We start from the raw sequence: 15,632 nt of genomic DNA on the forward strand, positions 1-15,632 counted from the left end.
ACGAATTTCGGGGTCTAAACCACCATGTGCGACGGAATTCGTCGGAAGTCGGCCGGAAAACGCACGGCCGGCAGTCGACCGAGCTATTTCGGTCAGTTCAGCGCAATCCGTCCGCCGGCGCTGCCGAGGTCACCGGAGACCTGGATGAACTCCGGGTTGCTGTCGGCGGGGATGTCGTAGGCGACGGTCACCTGTACCGGCTCGCCCGGATACAGCACCGCCGAGATCCCGTTGAGGTAGAAGGTCGCCTCGGTATCGGGCGAATAGGGCTGCCCGCCCGCGGTCAATACCTGCTGGTCGGACAGGAACGTGGCGGGGGACTGGCCGTTGTTGAGGAACGTCAACTTGACCAGGACGAATTTTCCGGTGGCCGTCTTGGTGAGGAACTCGTTGTCGACCGCAGACACCGTCGGCACCGTGTCGACGCCGTTCTCGGTGATCGTCACGTCGCCGTCGACGACCGATCCTTCGGCCGGGGCGGGCGCGTCACCGGCGTCGGCGGAATCCGTGGTGGGAACGGTGGGCGCAGTGGCCCCATCGGTCGCCACGGTCCCATCCGTACCGCTGGCCTCGGGGGAGCCGGAGCCGGGATCGGCGAACGCGAAGGCCCAGACGAGCACACCGACCAACACGATCAGCAACGCCGCGACGCCCAGCAGGTAGCCCTTGAGCGGGCTCTTGGGCGCGGGTTTGGCCGCGATATCGCCGACGCCGCCGAAGGCCAGCGGCTCCGCGGGCGGTGGCGGCAGCGTCGGCACCACCGCGGTGGTCTGGTCGAACGCGGGCGTCGTGGGTGTCACCGTCGGAATGGTGAGGTCTGGCTGCGGCCACTGGTCGGCGGGCGGCTCGCTGGCAGGTTCGACGGGCTCAGATGCGTCGGCCGGTGGGTCGATGACCGGTTCGGTCTCGGGTTCCACGGCCGCGGCGAGCTCGGGCTCCATGGTCTCGGGCTCTGGCTCCACGGTCTCGGGCTCGGGCTCGGGTTCCGGATCGGCGGCGATGACGGGCGGCTCGCCCTTGCCGGCGTCCTCCCAGGACGGCATCGCCATCACGTCTTCGGGCCATGGCGGCAGCTCGGCGGGCCAGGCCGACGTCTCTTCGGTGAACTCGGGTCCCTCGGGGCGCTGGGCGGTCCACTCCGTGCCGTCCCAGTAACGTTGACCTCCGGAACCGTCGGGATCCGGGTACCAGCCGGCCGCGGTCGGCGGTGTCGTCATGCGGGGTTTCCTCCCTAACGCGCGCCCGAGAGCGCTGTGACCTCGCACAATAGTCCAGCCAGCAAACGGTCGCGAAATTATCGCCGGTCAGCGGAGGCGGTCAGCCGCCCATCAGCATGCGCCACTGGTCCAGATTGCTGGCGCGGTAGACGTAGTTGGAGCGCTTCACATCCGACAGCGGGGCGCTCGGCTCGGCGGAATACCAGTGGCCGGGGAACACGGTCGGATCGCCGGATAGCGTCGAGAGCTTCTGCAGGCTGTGGAACATGTCATCGACGTTGCCGCCGGGGAAGTCGGTGCGCCCGCAACCCTCCAGGAACAGGGTGTCGCCGGCCACCAGTCGGCCGTCGAGCAGGAAACACTGGCTGCCCGGAGTGTGTCCGGGGGTGTGCAGCAGTTCGATGTCGATACCGCCGACGCTGACCTTGTCGCCGTGCTGGTGGCCGGTCAGCTCGCTCATCGCGATGCCGGTGACATTGGAAACCCATTCGCCCTCAAGGGCATTGACGTGTACCGGAACGCTGACCCGCTCGAGCAGCTCGGCGACACCGGCCAGTGTGAAGCCCATCATGGTGCCGCCGACGTGGTCGGGGTGGTGGTGGCTGACCAGCACACCGGACAATCGCATGCCGTCGGCCTCCAGTGCGTCGACGAGTTCGCCCGCCGAGTACGCGGGGTCGACCAGGACGGCGTCGCCGGTTTCGCGGTCACCGATCAGGTAGGCGAAGTTGCGCATCTGTTGGGCGATCGGGTCGGCGGCCGCGAAGTCGCGACCCGACAGCAGCTGGCGGAAGTACAGGCGATCAGCGTCGGAAGCCATGCGCAACACCTTATGGGTACGGGCGCGGACGATCGAAACCGCAGGTCTAAAAACCGCACGTCAGCGCGTGTTTAAAGCCACTGCCCGTTATCTGGTATTCGCGATGCAGGATTTGTAGCGTCAGCGCCATGCAACTCACCCGGTTCACCGACCTGGGGCTGCGCACGATGATGCTGCTGGCCGCGGGGGACGCCGCCGAACGCCGCATCACCACCCGCTCGATCGCGACCGGCGCCGACGCCTCCGAGCATCACGTCGCCAAGGCCGTCGCCCGGCTGGTCGAGCTCGGCATGGTCAACGCCAAACGTGGTCGTGTGGGCGGACTTTCGCTCACCGAGGACGGGCGCACGGTCTCGCTCGGTTGGTTGGTGCGCCGCCTGGAGGGCGACGCCGAGGTGATCGACTGCGCGGGCGATCGGCCATGCCCGCTGATCGCCGGGTGCCGACTGCGCCGGGTCCTGGCCGAGGCCAAAGAGGCCTTCTACCGCGAACTGGACAACCACACCCTCCAAGACCTGACCGGCAGCGGCCTGCTGCCGGTCGTGACACTCCCGTTGGAAATCGCAGGAAGGAACACCCCATGACCGTCGTCGCTGCTCCCGAGGAACTGCAGCCCGCACACGCCGAGATGATCAGGGCGACGCTGCCACTGGTCGGCGCCCATATCGACGCCATCACCAGCTCCTTCTACAAGAGGCTCTTCGCAGCGCACCCGGCGCTGCTGCGCAATCTGTTCAACCGGGGCAACCAGGCCCAGGGTGCCCAGCAGCGGGCGCTGGCCGCCTCGATCGCCACGTTTGCGACCCATCTGGTCGATCCCGACCTCCCGCACCCCGCCGAGCTGCTGTCGCGGATCGGGCACAAGCACGCGTCGCTGGGCGTGACGGCCGATCAGTACCCGATCGTGCACGAGCATCTGTTCGCCGCGATCGTGGAGGTACTGGGCGCCGAGACCGTCACCGCCGAGGTGGCCGAGGCCTGGGACCGCGTCTACTGGATCATGGCCAACACCCTGATCGACATGGAACGTGACCTGTATGAGCAGGCCGGGGTGGTCGCCGGTGACGTCTACCGTCGTGGCCAGGTGACCGCCCGGGTCGACGATCCCTCGGGCGCAGTGCTGGTCAGCGTCGCCTCCGATCTGAATTTCGGTGCCGGACAGTACGTCTCGGTCGGCGTCACACTGCCCGACGGGGCGCGCCAGTTGCGGCAGTACAGCCTGGTGAACAAGCCGGGCGACGGGCAGCTGACCTTCGCGGTCAAGCCCGCCGGTGAGGTGTCGGAGTGGATCCGCGACAACCTGCGGGTCGGCGATCTGCTGGACGTGACGGTGCCGTTCGGCGACCTGCCCGCGCCGGCGCCCGGTGTGCCGCTGGTGCTCATCTCTGCCGGGATCGGCATCACCCCGATGATCGGCATCCTCGAAGCGCTGCCCACCGATGCCCGCGTGCAGGTGCTGCACGCCGATCGCAGCGAGCAGACCCATCCGCTGCGGGAACGCCAGCGCGAGCTGGTCGACGCGCTGCCCAACGCCACGCTGCAGCTCTGGTACGAGGACCTGATGTCCCTGGACGGTGTGGAGCTGCCCGAGGACGCCGAGGTCTACCTGTGCGGTAACGACGGTTTCGTCCGCGCCGTGCGCGATCAGCTGCTGGCGCGCGGGGTGACCCGGGTGCACAGCGAGCTGTTCAGCCCGAACGACTGGCTGCTGTCGTAGCTCGTATCTACGTGGGTTCAGTCTGAAGACGGCGTCAGCCGGTCAGACTGAACCCACGTATGCATTTGGGTCGAAATCTCTACCTGAGCGCAGCGGCTCGCCCGACAACTTGCTTCTGACTGAAGCCAGGTCGCTTATCCACAGGCGCGGGCTTCTGGGGTGTTGTCCCGCTGTCCGCGATGCCAGCATCGGTGCATGGGTGGGGTCTTCATCGGCAGCGAGGCGTTGGCCGCCGGCCGGGTGACGCGCCACCAGCTGCGCACGCGATACGGGCGCATCCTTCCCAACATCTACGGTCCGCCCGCACCATCGGTCCGCGACCGGGCGCGTGCAGCGTTCCTGTGGTCGGGGCGCCGGGGTGTCATCGCAGGTGTCGCGGCGTCGGCGCTGCATCACGCGAAATGGGTCGACGACGACGTCCCCATCGAGTTGTTGTGGCGCAACACCCATCCGCCGAGCGGATTGATCGTCCGCAACGAGTCCTTCTCGGCCGATGAGGTGACCACCATCGCCGGTATCACGGTCACCACCCCAGCCCGGACGATCTTCGACCTCGGCAGGCACCTGCCGCGCGATGAGGCCGTCGCTCGCATCGACGCGCTGCTGACGCTCGGTCGGGTGACCGTCGACGATGTCGCGCCGCTGCTCGGGCGCTACCCACGCGCCACCGACATCCGCCGGCTCACGACAGCTCTGGCTCTGGTCGACGCCGGTGCCGAGTCACCCCAGGAGACCCGGCTGCGCCTCGCGCTGACCGATGCGGGCATGCCACCCGACCGGACTCAGATCCCGGTCGTCGACGGCCAGGGGCGGATCGTGGCAAGGGTCGACATGGGCTGGGAGCACCTGCGGGTCGCCGTTCAGTACGACGGTCGGCATCACCAGACCGATCGGGCGACCTACGTCAGGGATCAGAAGGTCAATCGGGCACTGCAGGCTCGTGGGTGGGTGGTCATCCGGGTGATCGCCGAGGACACCCTGGCCGATGTGGTCGGACGCGTCGCCGCGGCGCTCTACGGGCGCGGCTGGCGAGCGGCTTGAGTGACATGGTTTCAGCGAGAGAGCGCCATTGCGCTGCGAAACTGAACCCAGGTAGCGCGTGGGGCCAGATCGCCTACCTGGATTCAGCTCAAAGGCCCAGATGCTGTTGACGGCTGAAACCAGGTGCCAAGCGAGCCGGCGTACCCTCGTGAACAGCGGAAAACCGGCCTCAGACCAGCCGTTTTGGCAGCAGGAACAGCGAGAATGTACCCTCTTTAAGGCCCTACGGCCGAAGGTAGTGCAAGGCCCCCTTAGCTCAGTCGGCAGAGCGTTTCCATGGTAAGGAAAAGGTCAACGGTTCGATTCCGTTAGGGGGCTCGGTGGACGCGCCTGGCGGAGCTCCGCCTGCGTCGATCGGGGCGGTGTAGCTCAGCTGGTTAGAGCGCACGACTCATAATCGTGAGGTCGGGAGATCGAGCCTCCCCACCGCTACAGGCAGAACAACGAGAGGCAAGAGACGTGGCGTCGAGTACCGACGTACGGCCGAAGATCACTTTGGCCTGCGAGGTGTGCAAGCACCGTAACTACATCACCAAGAAGAACCGTCGGAACGACCCCGATCGGCTGGAGATCAAGAAGTTCTGCCCGAACTGCGGTCACCACCAGCCGCACAAAGAGTCTCGCTGACCGTTCGTCGTGGCTCTGTCGACCGATATCGTCGGGATGCATTATCGCTATCCCGACGAATATGAGGTCGGGCGTGAAAAGGTGCGCGAGTACGCCGTAGCGGTCAAGAACGACGCCGCGTACTTCCAGGACGAAGCTGTCGCCGCCGAGCTGGGCCACCCGGTCCTGCCGGCGCCGCTGACCTTCATCAGCATCTTCGGTTACACCGCCCAGTTTGCGTTCTTCAAGCACGCCAACATCGGTATCCACGACGCCCAGATCGTTCAGGTCGATCAGGCGTTCACATTTGTCCGGCCGATCCGCGTAGGGGACCGGCTGCATTGCGATGTGTACGTCGATTCGGTGCGTCAGGCGCACGGCACCGACATCATCGTCACCAAGAACATCATCACCAACGACAAGGGTGAGGTTGTCCAGGAGGCCTTGACGACCCTGGCGGGGCGTTCGGGCGACGGAGAAGAGGGCTTTTCAGATGGCACTGCGTGAATTCAGTTCGGTCAGCGTGGGGGACACCCTTCCGGAGAAGGTGATTCCGCTGACCCGCCAGGATCTGGTCAACTACGCCGGGGTCTCCGGTGACCTGAACCCGATCCACTGGGACGACGAGATCGCCAAGCAGGTCGGTCTGGACACCGCCATCGCCCACGGCATGCTGACCATGGGCCTCGGCGGCGGTTATGTCACCGAATGGGTGGGCGACCCGGCAGCGGTCACCGAGTACAACGTGCGGTTCACCGCGGTGGTCCCCGTCCCCAATGACGGCGTGGGAGCCGAGCTGGTGTTCAACGGTCGGGTGAAGTCGGTCGACGCCGACGCCAAGTCCGTGACCATCGCGCTGTCCGCGACGACCGGCGGGAAAAAGATCTTCGGTCGCGCCATCGCCACCGCGAAGTTGGCCTGATCCATGGCGCTCAAGGCAGACATCCGGGGGATGGTCTACAAGTACCCCGAGGTTTTCATCGTGGGTCGCGAACAGGTCAAGATGTTCGCGAAGGCGGTGAAGTCGGAGCATCCGGCATCGCTGCATGAGGAGGCGGCCGCCGAACTGGGTCATGACCGCTTGGTTGCAGGCCCGACGTTCGTCTCGATCCTGGCCAACCTGGTGCAGCAGGACTTCTTCCGCAATGTCGACGTCGGCATGGAGACCATGCAGATCATCCAGGTCGATCAGCGATTCGTGTACCACCAGCCGATCCGGGTGGGCGATCACCTGCACGCCGAGCTGGAGATCATGTCCGTCGAGAATAGGTTCAACGCCGATATCGTCGTGACGCGCAATATCCTTCGCGACGAGAACGGCGTCGTGGTCATGGAGGCGTACACCACGCTGATGGGTCACGAGGGCGACAACTCGGTGTCGGTGCGTTACGACCGTGAGTCCGGCCAGGTGCTGCGGACCGCGGCCGGGTAGAGCGCGCAGGGACGAGGGGATTAGTAAGTAGTACTTGGACCGATGTACACTCGGTCCTCGGGGTTTTCCCACTACAGCGCGCTGTCCGTCGGTTCGTCAATCGGCCGATCGGAGAGCGCGCAACTGTGTGAGGCCCTGAACAGAGGGGCGTAGCTCAATTGGCAGAGCAGCGGTCTCCAAAACCGCAGGTTGCAGGTTCAAGTCCTGTCGCCCCTGCTCAACTGAATACTCGACAAGTGTGGACACTGGAAGGTGACCACACGTAACCAGACGAAAGGCATGCGGTGAGCGACGACAAGCCGGCACTGGGGCCTTCGGCAGACGAGGCGCCCGAGGGCGGCGAGACGGCCGGCCAGCCCGCCGCAGCAGCCCGACCGCTGCGCCCGACCGGAAAGCGGACGCGTCGCGCGGCCGTCGGCGTCATCGATGACGATGCCGATGCCAGTGCCGATACCGCGGCCGTCGACGCCGGTGACGCGGGCTCCGACTCGGACGAGAAGGCGGCCAAGCGCACCAAGGCGCCCAAGGCTGCGAAGAAGGAAGGCTCGCGGGTCAACCCGTTCGTCTTCGTCTGGAACTACCTGAAGCAGGTCATCGCCGAGCTGCGGAAGGTCATCTGGCCGAACCGTAAGCAGATGGTCACCTACACCACAGTGGTCCTGGTGTTCCTGGCGTTCATGGTGACGCTGATCGGATTGGCTGATCTCGGGCTCGTGCGGCTCGTGGGAATCATCTTCGGCTGACCCGAAAGTTTGAGAGAGGACTGACAACCGTGACTAGCTTCGACGGCGACGAAACCTTCGACGCCGACACCCCCGAGGGTGAAGCCATCGTCGACGTGATCGATGAAGCGGCAGCTGCCGAGGAGATCACCGAGACCGAGGCTCCCGCGGCCGAGGCTGCCGAGGTTGCCGAGGATGAGGATCCGGCGACCGCCTTGAAGAAGGATCTGCGGACGCGCCCCGGCAACTGGTACGTCATCCACTCGTACGCCGGTTACGAGAACAAGGTGAAGGCCAACCTCGAGACCCGCGTGCAGAACCTCGACGTCGGCGACTACATCTTCCAGGTCGAGGTACCCACCGAAGAGGTCACCGAGATCAAGAACGGCCAGCGCAAGCAGGTCAATCGCAAGGTGCTGCCCGGCTACATCCTGGTCCGGATGGACCTGACCGACGAGTCGTGGAGCGCGGTGCGCAACACCCCCGGCGTCACCGGCTTCGTGGGTGCGACGTCCAAGCCGTCGCCGCTGTCGCTCGATGATGTGGTGAAGTTCCTGCTGCCGCCCGCCGCTGCCAAGAAGCCGGCCTCGACCAAGGCTGCTGCCGCCGCATCGAGCGAGGCGACGCTGGAGCGTCCGGAGATCCTGGTCGACTTCGAGGTGGGCGAGTCGGTGACCGTGATGGACGGCCCGTTTGCGACGCTGCCGGCCTCGATCAGCGAGGTCAACGCCGAGCAGCAGAAGCTCAAGGTGCTGGTGTCGATCTTCGGCCGCGAAACGCCGGTCGAGCTGACGTTCACCCAGGTCGCCAAGATTTAGTTTTCGGGCCCGGATATCGGCTGGGCCCAAGAGAGAAGGAAAAACCAGAGCATGGCCCCGAAGAAGAAGGTCACCGGGCTCATCAAGCTCCAGATCCAGGCCGGGCAGGCCAACCCTGCCCCGCCCGTGGGTCCGGCGCTCGGTCAGCACGGCGTCAACATCATGGAATTCTGCAAGGCGTACAACGCCGCGACGGAGTCCCAGCGCGGCAACGTCATCCCGGTGGAGATCACGGTTTACGAAGACCGCAGCTTCACCTTCGCGCTGAAGACCCCGCCGGCCGCCAAGCTGCTGCTGAAGGCAGCGGGCATCCAGAAGGGTTCCGGCACTCCGCACACCACCAAGGTCGCGGAGATCACTTGGGATCAGGTGCGTGAGATCGCCGAGACCAAGAAGGAAGATCTGAACGCCAACGATATCGACGCCGCCGCGAAGATCATCGCCGGCACCGCCCGCTCCATGGGCATCACGGTCAAGTAAAACCAAGCAATTCGTGGGAGGGCCCGCTTCGGCCCGGCAACCACACCCTCTGAACTGGAGACACCAATGAGCAAGAGCAGCAAGGCCTATCGCGAGGCCGCCGAGAAGGTGGACCGCGACAATCTCTACACCCCGTTGCAGGCGGCCCGCCTGGCCAAGGACACGTCGTCGAAGAAGCAGGACGCGACCGTCGAGGTCGCCATCCGGCTGGGCGTCGATCCGCGCAAGGCAGACCAGATGGTGCGCGGCACCGTCAACCTGCCGCACGGGACCGGTAAGACCGCGCGCGTCGCGGTGTTCGCCGTGGGTGAGAAGGCCGAGCAGGCTACCGTTGCCGGCGCCGATATCGTCGGCAGCGATGACCTGATCGAGAAGATCCAGGGCGGTTTCCTGGATTTCGACGCGGCCATCGCGACCCCTGACCAGATGGCCAAGGTCGGTCGTATTGCCCGCGTGCTGGGCCCCCGTGGCCTGATGCCGAACCCGAAGACGGGCACCGTGACTGCCGATGTGGCCAAGGCCGTCACCGACATCAAGGGCGGCAAGATCAACTTCCGCGTCGACAAGCAGGCCAACCTGCACTTCGTGATCGGCAAGGCGTCGTTCGACGCCGAGAAGCTGGCCGAGAACTACGGCGCCGCCCTCGACGAGGTGCTGCGTGCCAAGCCGTCGTCGTCGAAGGGTCGCTACCTGAAGAAGGTCACCGTCTCGACCACGACCGGCCCCGGCATCCCCGTGGATCCCTCGGTCACCCGCAACTTCACCGCGGACGAGCAGGCCTGAGCCCGCCTCCCCAGTTGAGCTCGATGCCCCCGCACCTCGGTGCGGGGGCATTTTGCTGCGCGTCGGACGACGGTGTGACCGGGAATCACGCTGCAGCGCTTAGGATCGGCCCGGTGAGTGGCGGAATCTGTCGGTGCGGGCATGAGCGTGCCGCGCACGAGCACTATCGTCCCGGCGCCGAGTGCGCGTTGTGCGCGCCGGGGGAGTGCACCGGCTTCCGGCGCCCCGGGGTGCTGGGGGTGTTGCGGGGTTGGGTGCGCGGGGCAGGTAGCCGACTCAGGGGGTGGCTGGGTCCAGCGGAACGGCGACGGTGGCCAGCAGGGCGCGGTGATCGGAACCGGGTACGTCGACGGTATGGATGGACGTCGCGGTCGAATTGCGGGTCAGCACATGGTCGATCGTGATCAGGGGCGGGATGCGCGGGTGCGGTGAGTACGTCGGACCGAAGCCGGCGCCGGTCTGGCGGACCGCCTCCTGGTAGCCAACATCGAGCAAGTCGCGGAACTGCCGCATGTCCACAGTGCTGTTGAAGTCGCCGGCGATGATGACCGCGGCCGGACCCGCGGCCTCGGCGTAGTCGGCGAATTCGGATCTTGCCGCGGTGATCTTTCGGTCCCAGTCGGTGAAGGTGTTCTCGTCGCCGGCGATGGGGGACATCAGGTGGACGCTGGACACAATGGGTTCGTGTTGTACACCGGGGATGCTGAGGCGGGCAGTACTCGAGTTGGTTCCGTACTTGGCACTGGGCACAACGGTGATCGGGTATCGGCTCCACAACCCGATTCCATCGGCCCGCGGCCGCGGTGACAGCGCTGAGTAGGGGAACACCTGGCGTAAGCCTGCTTGGTTGAATCGTTCCACGGCTTCGGCCGTCAGCTCCGACACCGTGATCACATCGGCACTAGTTCTGGCCAGTTCGACGAAGAAGGCCGGATCCGCCATGCCGTATCGAAGGTTCGACGACAGCACTCGGACGGTCAGATGGCGAGTACTGTCAGCTGCGCTTCCGCCGAAGTACCAGGGAAGCTGCACGGCGAGCGCGGCGGCCAGGACGGCCGACGCTGCGAGGGCGAGAAGTGCGCGTCTGCACAGCAGCAGTGCAAAGGTTGCGGCCAGGACTCCCAAGGGCACGTAGGGGAGGCTGACGACCGCGAGAAGTGCGGGCAGGTTCGATAGCGGCAGAGCCCGGATGAGCACTGCGATCACGGCATATCCGAGCATCAGCACGGCTAAAGCCGTGGTCAGCGACACTGGTCGGGACCATGCCGGGCCACGTCGGCGGTCTCGGGTGCGTAAAGCCATTAAAAGCGGCAAAGTTCTAGTATTGGCGGCAGCGCCGCGGCGATCTGCTTCCCTACCGCGGCGAAAACCTCCGGGCTCTGGCCGATTGGGTCGGCGATATCAAGGCCGTCGTTGCCGTCGAGGTATGGCCGAAAATTAGCGAGGTCTGCAAGGGTGCGTGCATTTTGCTCAGTCACCAATCGGGTGGCCTCGATCAGGGTGAAGGTGCGTTTCAGCTTTTGCGGAGCAACTTCGAGAACCGAGGCTCGGTGTGCTGTTGTCATGGTCAGAATGAGGTCGGCACTTCCCGCAATTCTCTCGGTGAGATGTCTGGCAGCAAATTCTGCGGGATCTCCGCCAAGCTTGACCAGTACCGATTCCGCTTCGGGATGTATGGGTTGTCCCGACGCAGCGCGAGTCCCCGCGCTGGAAGCAGAGAACCCGTCAAGGCCCGTCTTGTGGGCGTGCGCGGTCGCCAGGCGCTCTGCGGTGGGCGATCGGCAGATGTTTCCAGTGCAAACGAAGAGTATGTGCAGGGCCGTGGTCCTTTCCTGTCGAACTGGCGAGGCGTCTAGCCCTTCGAGGTGCAAGTCGGATGCTATCCACTATCCGAGTCCATCGCCGTGACCTGGTCCTCCACTGGTGCCACTCATACGCAAACTGTCGATATGGCAAATTTTGAGGCAGTCAGGGATCGAAGCGCGGGTATGACGTCCTCGCGAGTCTGAACAGACGGACATACGTCGTTCTGGCAAGGCTTATTCAGGGCCGGCGCCGACGCCGATCTGCGGAAGTGAGCCGCTTGGCTTCGCTCACTTCAGTACCTTCACAAAAGTTTGCTGTTGCGTCTCTCTCCGGAGCGCCGGACTTGGCGAAGCTTGTGGCCGTGCTTGTTGTTGACGCATTGGGGCCGACGGCGCTGGGGCTGCAGCAGATGACTTTCGCGTCGTCTTCAGCAAACAATATGAATACCGAATCTCCGTATGTGAGCCCGGACGCGGTCGTTACGCTTCAAGATCAACCCGAAAGTGTAAAAAATGGCCTCTGCCAGCACTTATTGGCCGAAGATGCCGCCGATCCCGCGAAGTAGCGAAAAGATCTCGCGTATGGCTTCCGGGGTCGTCAATTAAGCACTAACATCCTGATCAACGCCTACCGCATCGCGTGCCGCGGTAAAGAATGAACGATGTGCCATCTGCTCCGATACTCTCGGCCGGTCGTAGTTCACGGGCAAATTTCTGACAGGTAGTGACAGGGAGTGTGCGACAGCATGGATGGTGAGGCAGTCACGCCGCTCGGGCCACGCGGTGCGCGGTCCACACGAAGGCGATCGGCATCATGCCTGGCGCTACCGCATTTGCCGACTTACGCTAGGGTCAATTTTTTCGAAGTCTGGCTGGGAGGCGCAGCTCAATGACAGTTGTGGATCCTGCGGCAGATCTCATTCCCCGCACGACGGACACCAAGAAGTCCGCGATTGCGGTGTCGAGTTCTTGCTCGGAGCCCTCGGCGGCAAGCGTGCACAGTGTTGCGGATCTCCTGGTGGGGGGCACATTCCAGCGCGCCGATGTCATCCGGCCGACTGCCGGCTTGCTATCAAGGGTCGCTGGGCCGGCGGGCGTTGGCTACTTGAGCCGTGTGCGAGCTTGGATGGTTGTACCGGTGGTTGACTTCCTGATGTTGGCCGCTCCGATGATGTGGCGGCCGCCGCAGCCGCTGACGATTCTCACTATGGCGGTGTTAGGAACGCTGCTGCTCACCGGTGGTGTTCGCTACGTCGCACCACTGCACCTCAGCGTGATGGATGACTTGCCGTCAATCGTCACCCGGCTGCTGGCCACGGTGGCAGCAATAGCAGCGGTGGTACTCCATCTACACGCCAAGCCGCAAGTATTGATCTTCCTGGAGACCGCTTGTCAGGCTGTTGCGCTCGTCATCGTCGGACGCTTGATAACGACTCGATTGGTCGGATTTGGCCGGAGCATTGGCATCGCGCGCCATCCGACCGTACTGATCGGCGGCGGCCAGACTGCGGCCGAAATTGCCAAGACCCTCGCTGACCACCGTGAGTACGGATTGGTGCCTATGGGATTTGTCGACGACAGCGACGTCTGCGCCGCCGCCGCGATACTGCCTCGGCTCGGCCGGCTCGCTGATCTGGACATGGCGATGATCACCAGCGGCGCCGACACGATTCTCGTCGCCGACGGAGACTTCGACGAGCGTGCGCTTATTGACGCAGTCCGTACTGAAGTTGGACTTACGGCCGAGCTGCTCGTAGTGCCCAGATTGCACCACTTCCATACTCTGACCGGGACGGCTGACCACATCGGATCCATCCCCATAATGAGAATTCGTAACCCCAACCTTCGAGGACCTGCACGAATCATTAAGCGGGCGTTCGACATTTTCTCGGCCGGAGCTGCTCTACTGGTGCTGTCGCCCGTTCTTGCGGTCGCCGCCCTCGCAGTTCGGATGGAAGGCGGGCCAGGTGTCATCTTTCGGCAAACTCGTGTTGGTCGCGATGGCCGCAGATTCGAGCTTTTGAAGTTCCGGTCGATGCGGCCCGCCAACGAAGCCGAATCGGCCACGCAATGGAATGTCTCAGCGGATAGTCGAGTTGGCCCGGTCGGAAAGTTCCTGCGTTCGACGTCCATTGACGAGTTGCCGCAGCTGTGGAACATCCTTCGTGGCGACATGACAATCGTCGGACCTCGACCTGAGCGTCCCCATTTCGTTGAACAGTTCTCGACGCAGTTCGAACGATACGCACACCGGCATCGAGTTCAGGTGGGGCTTACCGGGTTTGCGCAAGTCAGCGGCCTAAAGGGAGATACCTCCATTGCCGACCGGTGCCGCTACGACAACTTCTACATCGAGAACTGGTCGCTGTGGCTCGATATCAAGATCATACTTCGAACATTTCGCGCTGTCGTCTTGTACCGCGAAAGGTGAGGACAGGCAAATGACGATCTCAGAAGTGCCCAGCCGAGATAGGCTGGACGCAGGTTCCGAAGGATCCCTGCCGTGTCCTGTGAGTCCGACTTCCCTTGGGGCGGTGAAGGAATCGAGCTGGACGACAGATGTCGAAACCCTCGTATCCGCTGCGTCCAGCGAGCGCGTGGCTGCGATACTGCAGCGTGCCACCTCGATCGGCGCAGCAAGAGACGCCTTGAATACGGCTGGTTGGCAAGCCACCATCGCGGGAAACCGAATAACTGTGGACGACCACATATCTGTTCAGTATCTCTCTGGCTCTTTCAATCTCGTTGGCGAGCGCACTGCTGAATGGGCAATCTATGGACGCTCCGATGGATCAGTTCAATGTGTCAGCGCAACTGAATTATCAACTCTAATGGGGGGACTTGTGGGAACCGAAGTTGAAACGACAGCCAACCCGCGATCCAGTACACGAAAGGCGCTGGGAGGTAGATCGATAGCGGTAGTGGGTCTGGGATATGTCGGAGTTCCCACCGCGCTGTCCTTCACTGACGCGGGAGCCAAGGTCGTCGGATTCGACGTCAGCGAGGCGCGACTGAGCGCCATCAAAGACATTCGAATCGATCTGCTCGAACGCGATAAGAAACGACTGGCGCCTGCGCTGAACGATCATGTGCTGCGGCTGACAACTGAACCTTCGGCAATTGCCGAGACCGAGCTTGTGGTTGTGTGTGTCCCCACGCCGATCGATAACCATCTGACTCCTGACCTCACTGCTCTATCTGCCGCATGCGCAACGGTTGTCGAGCATGCGCGACATCACCAGGTCATCGTGTTGACCTCGACTACGTATGCGGGTTGCACAAAAGACCTCCTGATCAAGCCTTTGCAGCGAAGGGGATTCGTCGTAGGCGAAGACATCTTTGTGGCCTTCAGCCCGGAAAGGATAGATCCGGGCGTCGTCGCACATGCCCCCGAGAACACGCCGCGCGTGCTGGGAGGCTATTCCGCTGCTTGTAGCGAGCGAGCCGCAGCGTACCTGGCACACACGGCGGGATCGCTACACGTTGTCTCATCACCCGAGGCCGCAGAGATGGCCAAGCTGCTCGAGAACACTTTCCGTGCTGTGAACGTTGCCCTCGCGAACGAGATCGCCGATGCTTCCCAAGAGCTCAATATTGATGTGATGGAAGTGATCAAGGCAGCCGCGACTAAGCCATATGGATTCATGGCGTTTTATCCGGGGCCAGGCGTCGGAGGGCATTGCATACCGTGCGATCCGCACTATCTGCTCTGGCAACTCCGCGGCCGGAGAATGCAATCACCGTTAGTAGAGGCTGCGATGGGTGCGATCGCCGGTCGTCCACGTGTGATCGCGGAGCACGCTCGACGAATACTTGGCGAAAGCGGCAGGAAGCTAGAGGGCGCAAGGGCACTCGTTCTGGGGGTTAGCTACAAGCCGGCGCTCGGCGATGTCCGCGAGTCCCCTGCTCTGGAGATCATGCAGATGCTGACCGAACACGGTCTTACAGTGTGCTATTCAGACCCGTACGTCGAGGCGATCAATCTGCCGGGCAGTGGCAGTCTCTTTCATCTGCCGGATCCAGCTGCTCAAGAATGGGACCTGGTAATCGTCCATACCGCACATCCGAACGTCGACTATTCGTGGTTGGACGGTCACCCAGCAGTTCTGGACACGACCTATCGGCTGAAGTTACCGGGCGTACACGTGCCGTGAGAAGTGCCTCCTGACAAGGGCTAGCGGCCGCGGCTTA

18 protein-coding genes and 3 tRNA genes are annotated in these 15,632 nt (G+C 63.7%); 17 read left to right on the forward strand and 4 right to left on the reverse strand.

Going from position 1 to position 15,632, the window contains the following annotated elements:
* Nucleotides 1–92: 92 nt before the first annotated feature.
* Both PGN27_RS18910 and PGN27_RS18915 read right to left on the reverse strand, forming a co-directional pair.
* The gene (locus PGN27_RS18910; RefSeq protein WP_335327492.1) at nucleotides 93–1,217 is read right to left on the reverse strand and encodes a DUF4352 domain-containing protein; all 1,125 of its coding nucleotides are present in this window, start codon (nucleotides 1,215–1,217) and stop codon (nucleotides 93–95) included.
* Between the two features lie 100 nt (nucleotides 1,218–1,317).
* Entirely contained in the window at nucleotides 1,318–2,037 is a 720-nt protein-coding gene (locus tag PGN27_RS18915) for an MBL fold metallo-hydrolase (protein ID WP_335327493.1), read from the reverse strand.
* Nucleotides 2,038–2,165: 128 nt separating this feature from the next.
* Between PGN27_RS18915 and PGN27_RS18920 the strand changes: the two genes are divergently transcribed.
* The 14 genes from PGN27_RS18920 to rplA all read left to right on the forward strand — a co-directional run bounded on the left by PGN27_RS18920 (nucleotide 2,166) and on the right by rplA (nucleotide 9,636).
* Nucleotides 2,166–2,621 (forward strand): RrF2 family transcriptional regulator, encoded by a 456-nt coding sequence (locus PGN27_RS18920; RefSeq protein ID WP_335327494.1) that lies wholly within the window; start codon nucleotides 2,166–2,168, stop codon nucleotides 2,619–2,621.
* On the forward strand, nucleotides 2,618–3,754 hold the full coding sequence (locus PGN27_RS18925; protein ID WP_335327495.1) for a globin domain-containing protein: 1,137 nt from the start codon (nucleotides 2,618–2,620) through the stop codon (nucleotides 3,752–3,754). Before PGN27_RS18920 ends, PGN27_RS18925 begins: the two co-directional genes overlap by 4 nt.
* Nucleotides 3,755–3,949: 195 nt before the next feature.
* The gene (locus PGN27_RS18930; protein ID WP_335327496.1) at nucleotides 3,950–4,795 is read left to right on the forward strand and encodes a type IV toxin-antitoxin system AbiEi family antitoxin; all 846 of its coding nucleotides are present in this window, start codon (nucleotides 3,950–3,952) and stop codon (nucleotides 4,793–4,795) included.
* 245 nt (nucleotides 4,796–5,040) lie between these two features.
* A tRNA-Thr gene (locus tag PGN27_RS18935) sits at nucleotides 5,041–5,113 on the forward strand.
* Nucleotides 5,114–5,153: 40 nt separating this feature from the next.
* Nucleotides 5,154–5,227: transfer RNA gene (locus PGN27_RS18940), tRNA-Met, on the forward strand.
* A 27-nt stretch (nucleotides 5,228–5,254) separates the two neighbouring features.
* Nucleotides 5,255–5,422 (forward strand): 50S ribosomal protein L33, encoded by a 168-nt coding sequence (gene rpmG, locus PGN27_RS18945; protein ID WP_023985310.1) that lies wholly within the window; start codon nucleotides 5,255–5,257, stop codon nucleotides 5,420–5,422.
* Between the two features lie 9 nt (nucleotides 5,423–5,431).
* The gene (gene hadA, locus PGN27_RS18950) at nucleotides 5,432–5,908 is read left to right on the forward strand and encodes a (3R)-hydroxyacyl-ACP dehydratase subunit HadA (protein WP_335327497.1); all 477 of its coding nucleotides are present in this window, start codon (nucleotides 5,432–5,434) and stop codon (nucleotides 5,906–5,908) included.
* On the forward strand, nucleotides 5,895–6,323 hold the full coding sequence (hadB, locus tag PGN27_RS18955; RefSeq protein WP_019513967.1) for a (3R)-hydroxyacyl-ACP dehydratase subunit HadB: 429 nt from the start codon (nucleotides 5,895–5,897) through the stop codon (nucleotides 6,321–6,323). Before hadA ends, hadB begins: the two co-directional genes overlap by 14 nt.
* 3 nt (nucleotides 6,324–6,326) lie before the next feature.
* On the forward strand, nucleotides 6,327–6,833 hold the full coding sequence (hadC, locus tag PGN27_RS18960) for a (3R)-hydroxyacyl-ACP dehydratase subunit HadC (protein WP_335327498.1): 507 nt from the start codon (nucleotides 6,327–6,329) through the stop codon (nucleotides 6,831–6,833).
* A 143-nt stretch (nucleotides 6,834–6,976) separates the two neighbouring features.
* A tRNA-Trp gene (locus tag PGN27_RS18965) sits at nucleotides 6,977–7,049 on the forward strand.
* 68 nt (nucleotides 7,050–7,117) lie between these two features.
* A complete protein-coding gene (gene secE, locus PGN27_RS18970; protein WP_335327499.1) occupies nucleotides 7,118–7,576 on the forward strand; it encodes a preprotein translocase subunit SecE in 459 nt (152 codons plus the stop codon).
* Nucleotides 7,577–7,605: 29 nt separating this feature from the next.
* Nucleotides 7,606–8,373 carry a transcription termination/antitermination protein NusG gene (gene nusG, locus PGN27_RS18975; RefSeq protein ID WP_335327500.1) on the forward strand — a complete coding sequence of 256 codons (768 nt, stop codon included), beginning with the start codon at nucleotides 7,606–7,608 and terminating at the stop codon, nucleotides 8,371–8,373.
* A gap of 51 nt (nucleotides 8,374–8,424) precedes the next feature.
* Complete coding sequence (rplK, locus tag PGN27_RS18980; RefSeq protein ID WP_030134391.1) at nucleotides 8,425–8,853, forward strand: 50S ribosomal protein L11; 429 nt, start codon at nucleotides 8,425–8,427, stop codon at nucleotides 8,851–8,853.
* A 66-nt stretch (nucleotides 8,854–8,919) separates the two neighbouring features.
* A complete protein-coding gene (gene rplA / locus PGN27_RS18985; RefSeq protein ID WP_335327501.1) occupies nucleotides 8,920–9,636 on the forward strand; it encodes a 50S ribosomal protein L1 in 717 nt (238 codons plus the stop codon).
* A 276-nt stretch (nucleotides 9,637–9,912) separates the two neighbouring features.
* On the opposite strand, the gene PGN27_RS18990 is transcribed toward rplA, so the two are convergent.
* Both PGN27_RS18990 and PGN27_RS18995 read right to left on the reverse strand, forming a co-directional pair.
* On the reverse strand, nucleotides 9,913–10,887 hold the full coding sequence (locus tag PGN27_RS18990) for an endonuclease/exonuclease/phosphatase family protein (protein WP_335327502.1): 975 nt from the start codon (nucleotides 10,885–10,887) through the stop codon (nucleotides 9,913–9,915).
* A 50-nt stretch (nucleotides 10,888–10,937) separates the two neighbouring features.
* A complete protein-coding gene (locus PGN27_RS18995; protein WP_335327503.1) occupies nucleotides 10,938–11,507 on the reverse strand; it encodes an arsenate reductase/protein-tyrosine-phosphatase family protein in 570 nt (189 codons plus the stop codon).
* Between the two features lie 278 nt (nucleotides 11,508–11,785).
* On the opposite strand from PGN27_RS18995, the gene PGN27_RS19000 reads away from it, so the two are divergent.
* The 3 genes from PGN27_RS19000 (at nucleotide 11,786) to PGN27_RS19010 (ending at nucleotide 15,595) form a co-directional block, all read left to right on the forward strand.
* Nucleotides 11,786–12,007, forward strand: a complete 222-nt coding sequence (locus PGN27_RS19000) for a hypothetical protein (protein WP_335327504.1) — start codon at nucleotides 11,786–11,788, stop codon at nucleotides 12,005–12,007.
* 572 nt (nucleotides 12,008–12,579) lie between these two features.
* A complete protein-coding gene (locus PGN27_RS19005) occupies nucleotides 12,580–13,872 on the forward strand; it encodes a sugar transferase (RefSeq protein WP_335327505.1) in 1,293 nt (430 codons plus the stop codon).
* A gap of 103 nt (nucleotides 13,873–13,975) precedes the next feature.
* Entirely contained in the window at nucleotides 13,976–15,595 is a 1,620-nt protein-coding gene (locus tag PGN27_RS19010; RefSeq protein ID WP_335327506.1) for a nucleotide sugar dehydrogenase, read from the forward strand.
* Nucleotides 15,596–15,632: the final 37 nt, after the last annotated feature.

Source organism: Mycolicibacterium neoaurum (assembly GCF_036946495.1).
GTDB classification, from domain to species: domain Bacteria; phylum Actinomycetota; class Actinomycetes; order Mycobacteriales; family Mycobacteriaceae; genus Mycobacterium; species Mycobacterium neoaurum_B.

Bases quoted from the DNA above. Each gene is read 5' to 3' on its own strand.
- hadB (WP_019513967.1), top strand. From the start codon at position 5,895: ATGGCACTGCGTGAATTCAGTTCGGTCAGCGTGGGGGACACCCTTCCG.
- PGN27_RS18930 (WP_335327496.1), top strand. From the start codon at position 3,950: ATGGGTGGGGTCTTCATCGGCAGCGAGGCGTTGGCCGCCGGCCGGGTG.
- PGN27_RS18915 (WP_335327493.1), bottom strand. From the start codon at position 2,037: ATGGCTTCCGACGCTGATCGCCTGTACTTCCGCCAGCTGCTGTCGGGT.
- rplA (WP_335327501.1), top strand. From the start codon at position 8,920: ATGAGCAAGAGCAGCAAGGCCTATCGCGAGGCCGCCGAGAAGGTGGAC.
- PGN27_RS18925 (WP_335327495.1), top strand. From the start codon at position 2,618: ATGACCGTCGTCGCTGCTCCCGAGGAACTGCAGCCCGCACACGCCGAG.
- PGN27_RS18920 (WP_335327494.1), top strand. From the start codon at position 2,166: ATGCAACTCACCCGGTTCACCGACCTGGGGCTGCGCACGATGATGCTG.
- rplK (WP_030134391.1), top strand. From the start codon at position 8,425: ATGGCCCCGAAGAAGAAGGTCACCGGGCTCATCAAGCTCCAGATCCAG.
- hadC (WP_335327498.1), top strand. From the start codon at position 6,327: ATGGCGCTCAAGGCAGACATCCGGGGGATGGTCTACAAGTACCCCGAG.
- PGN27_RS18910 (WP_335327492.1), bottom strand. From the start codon at position 1,217: ATGACGACACCGCCGACCGCGGCCGGCTGGTACCCGGATCCCGACGGT.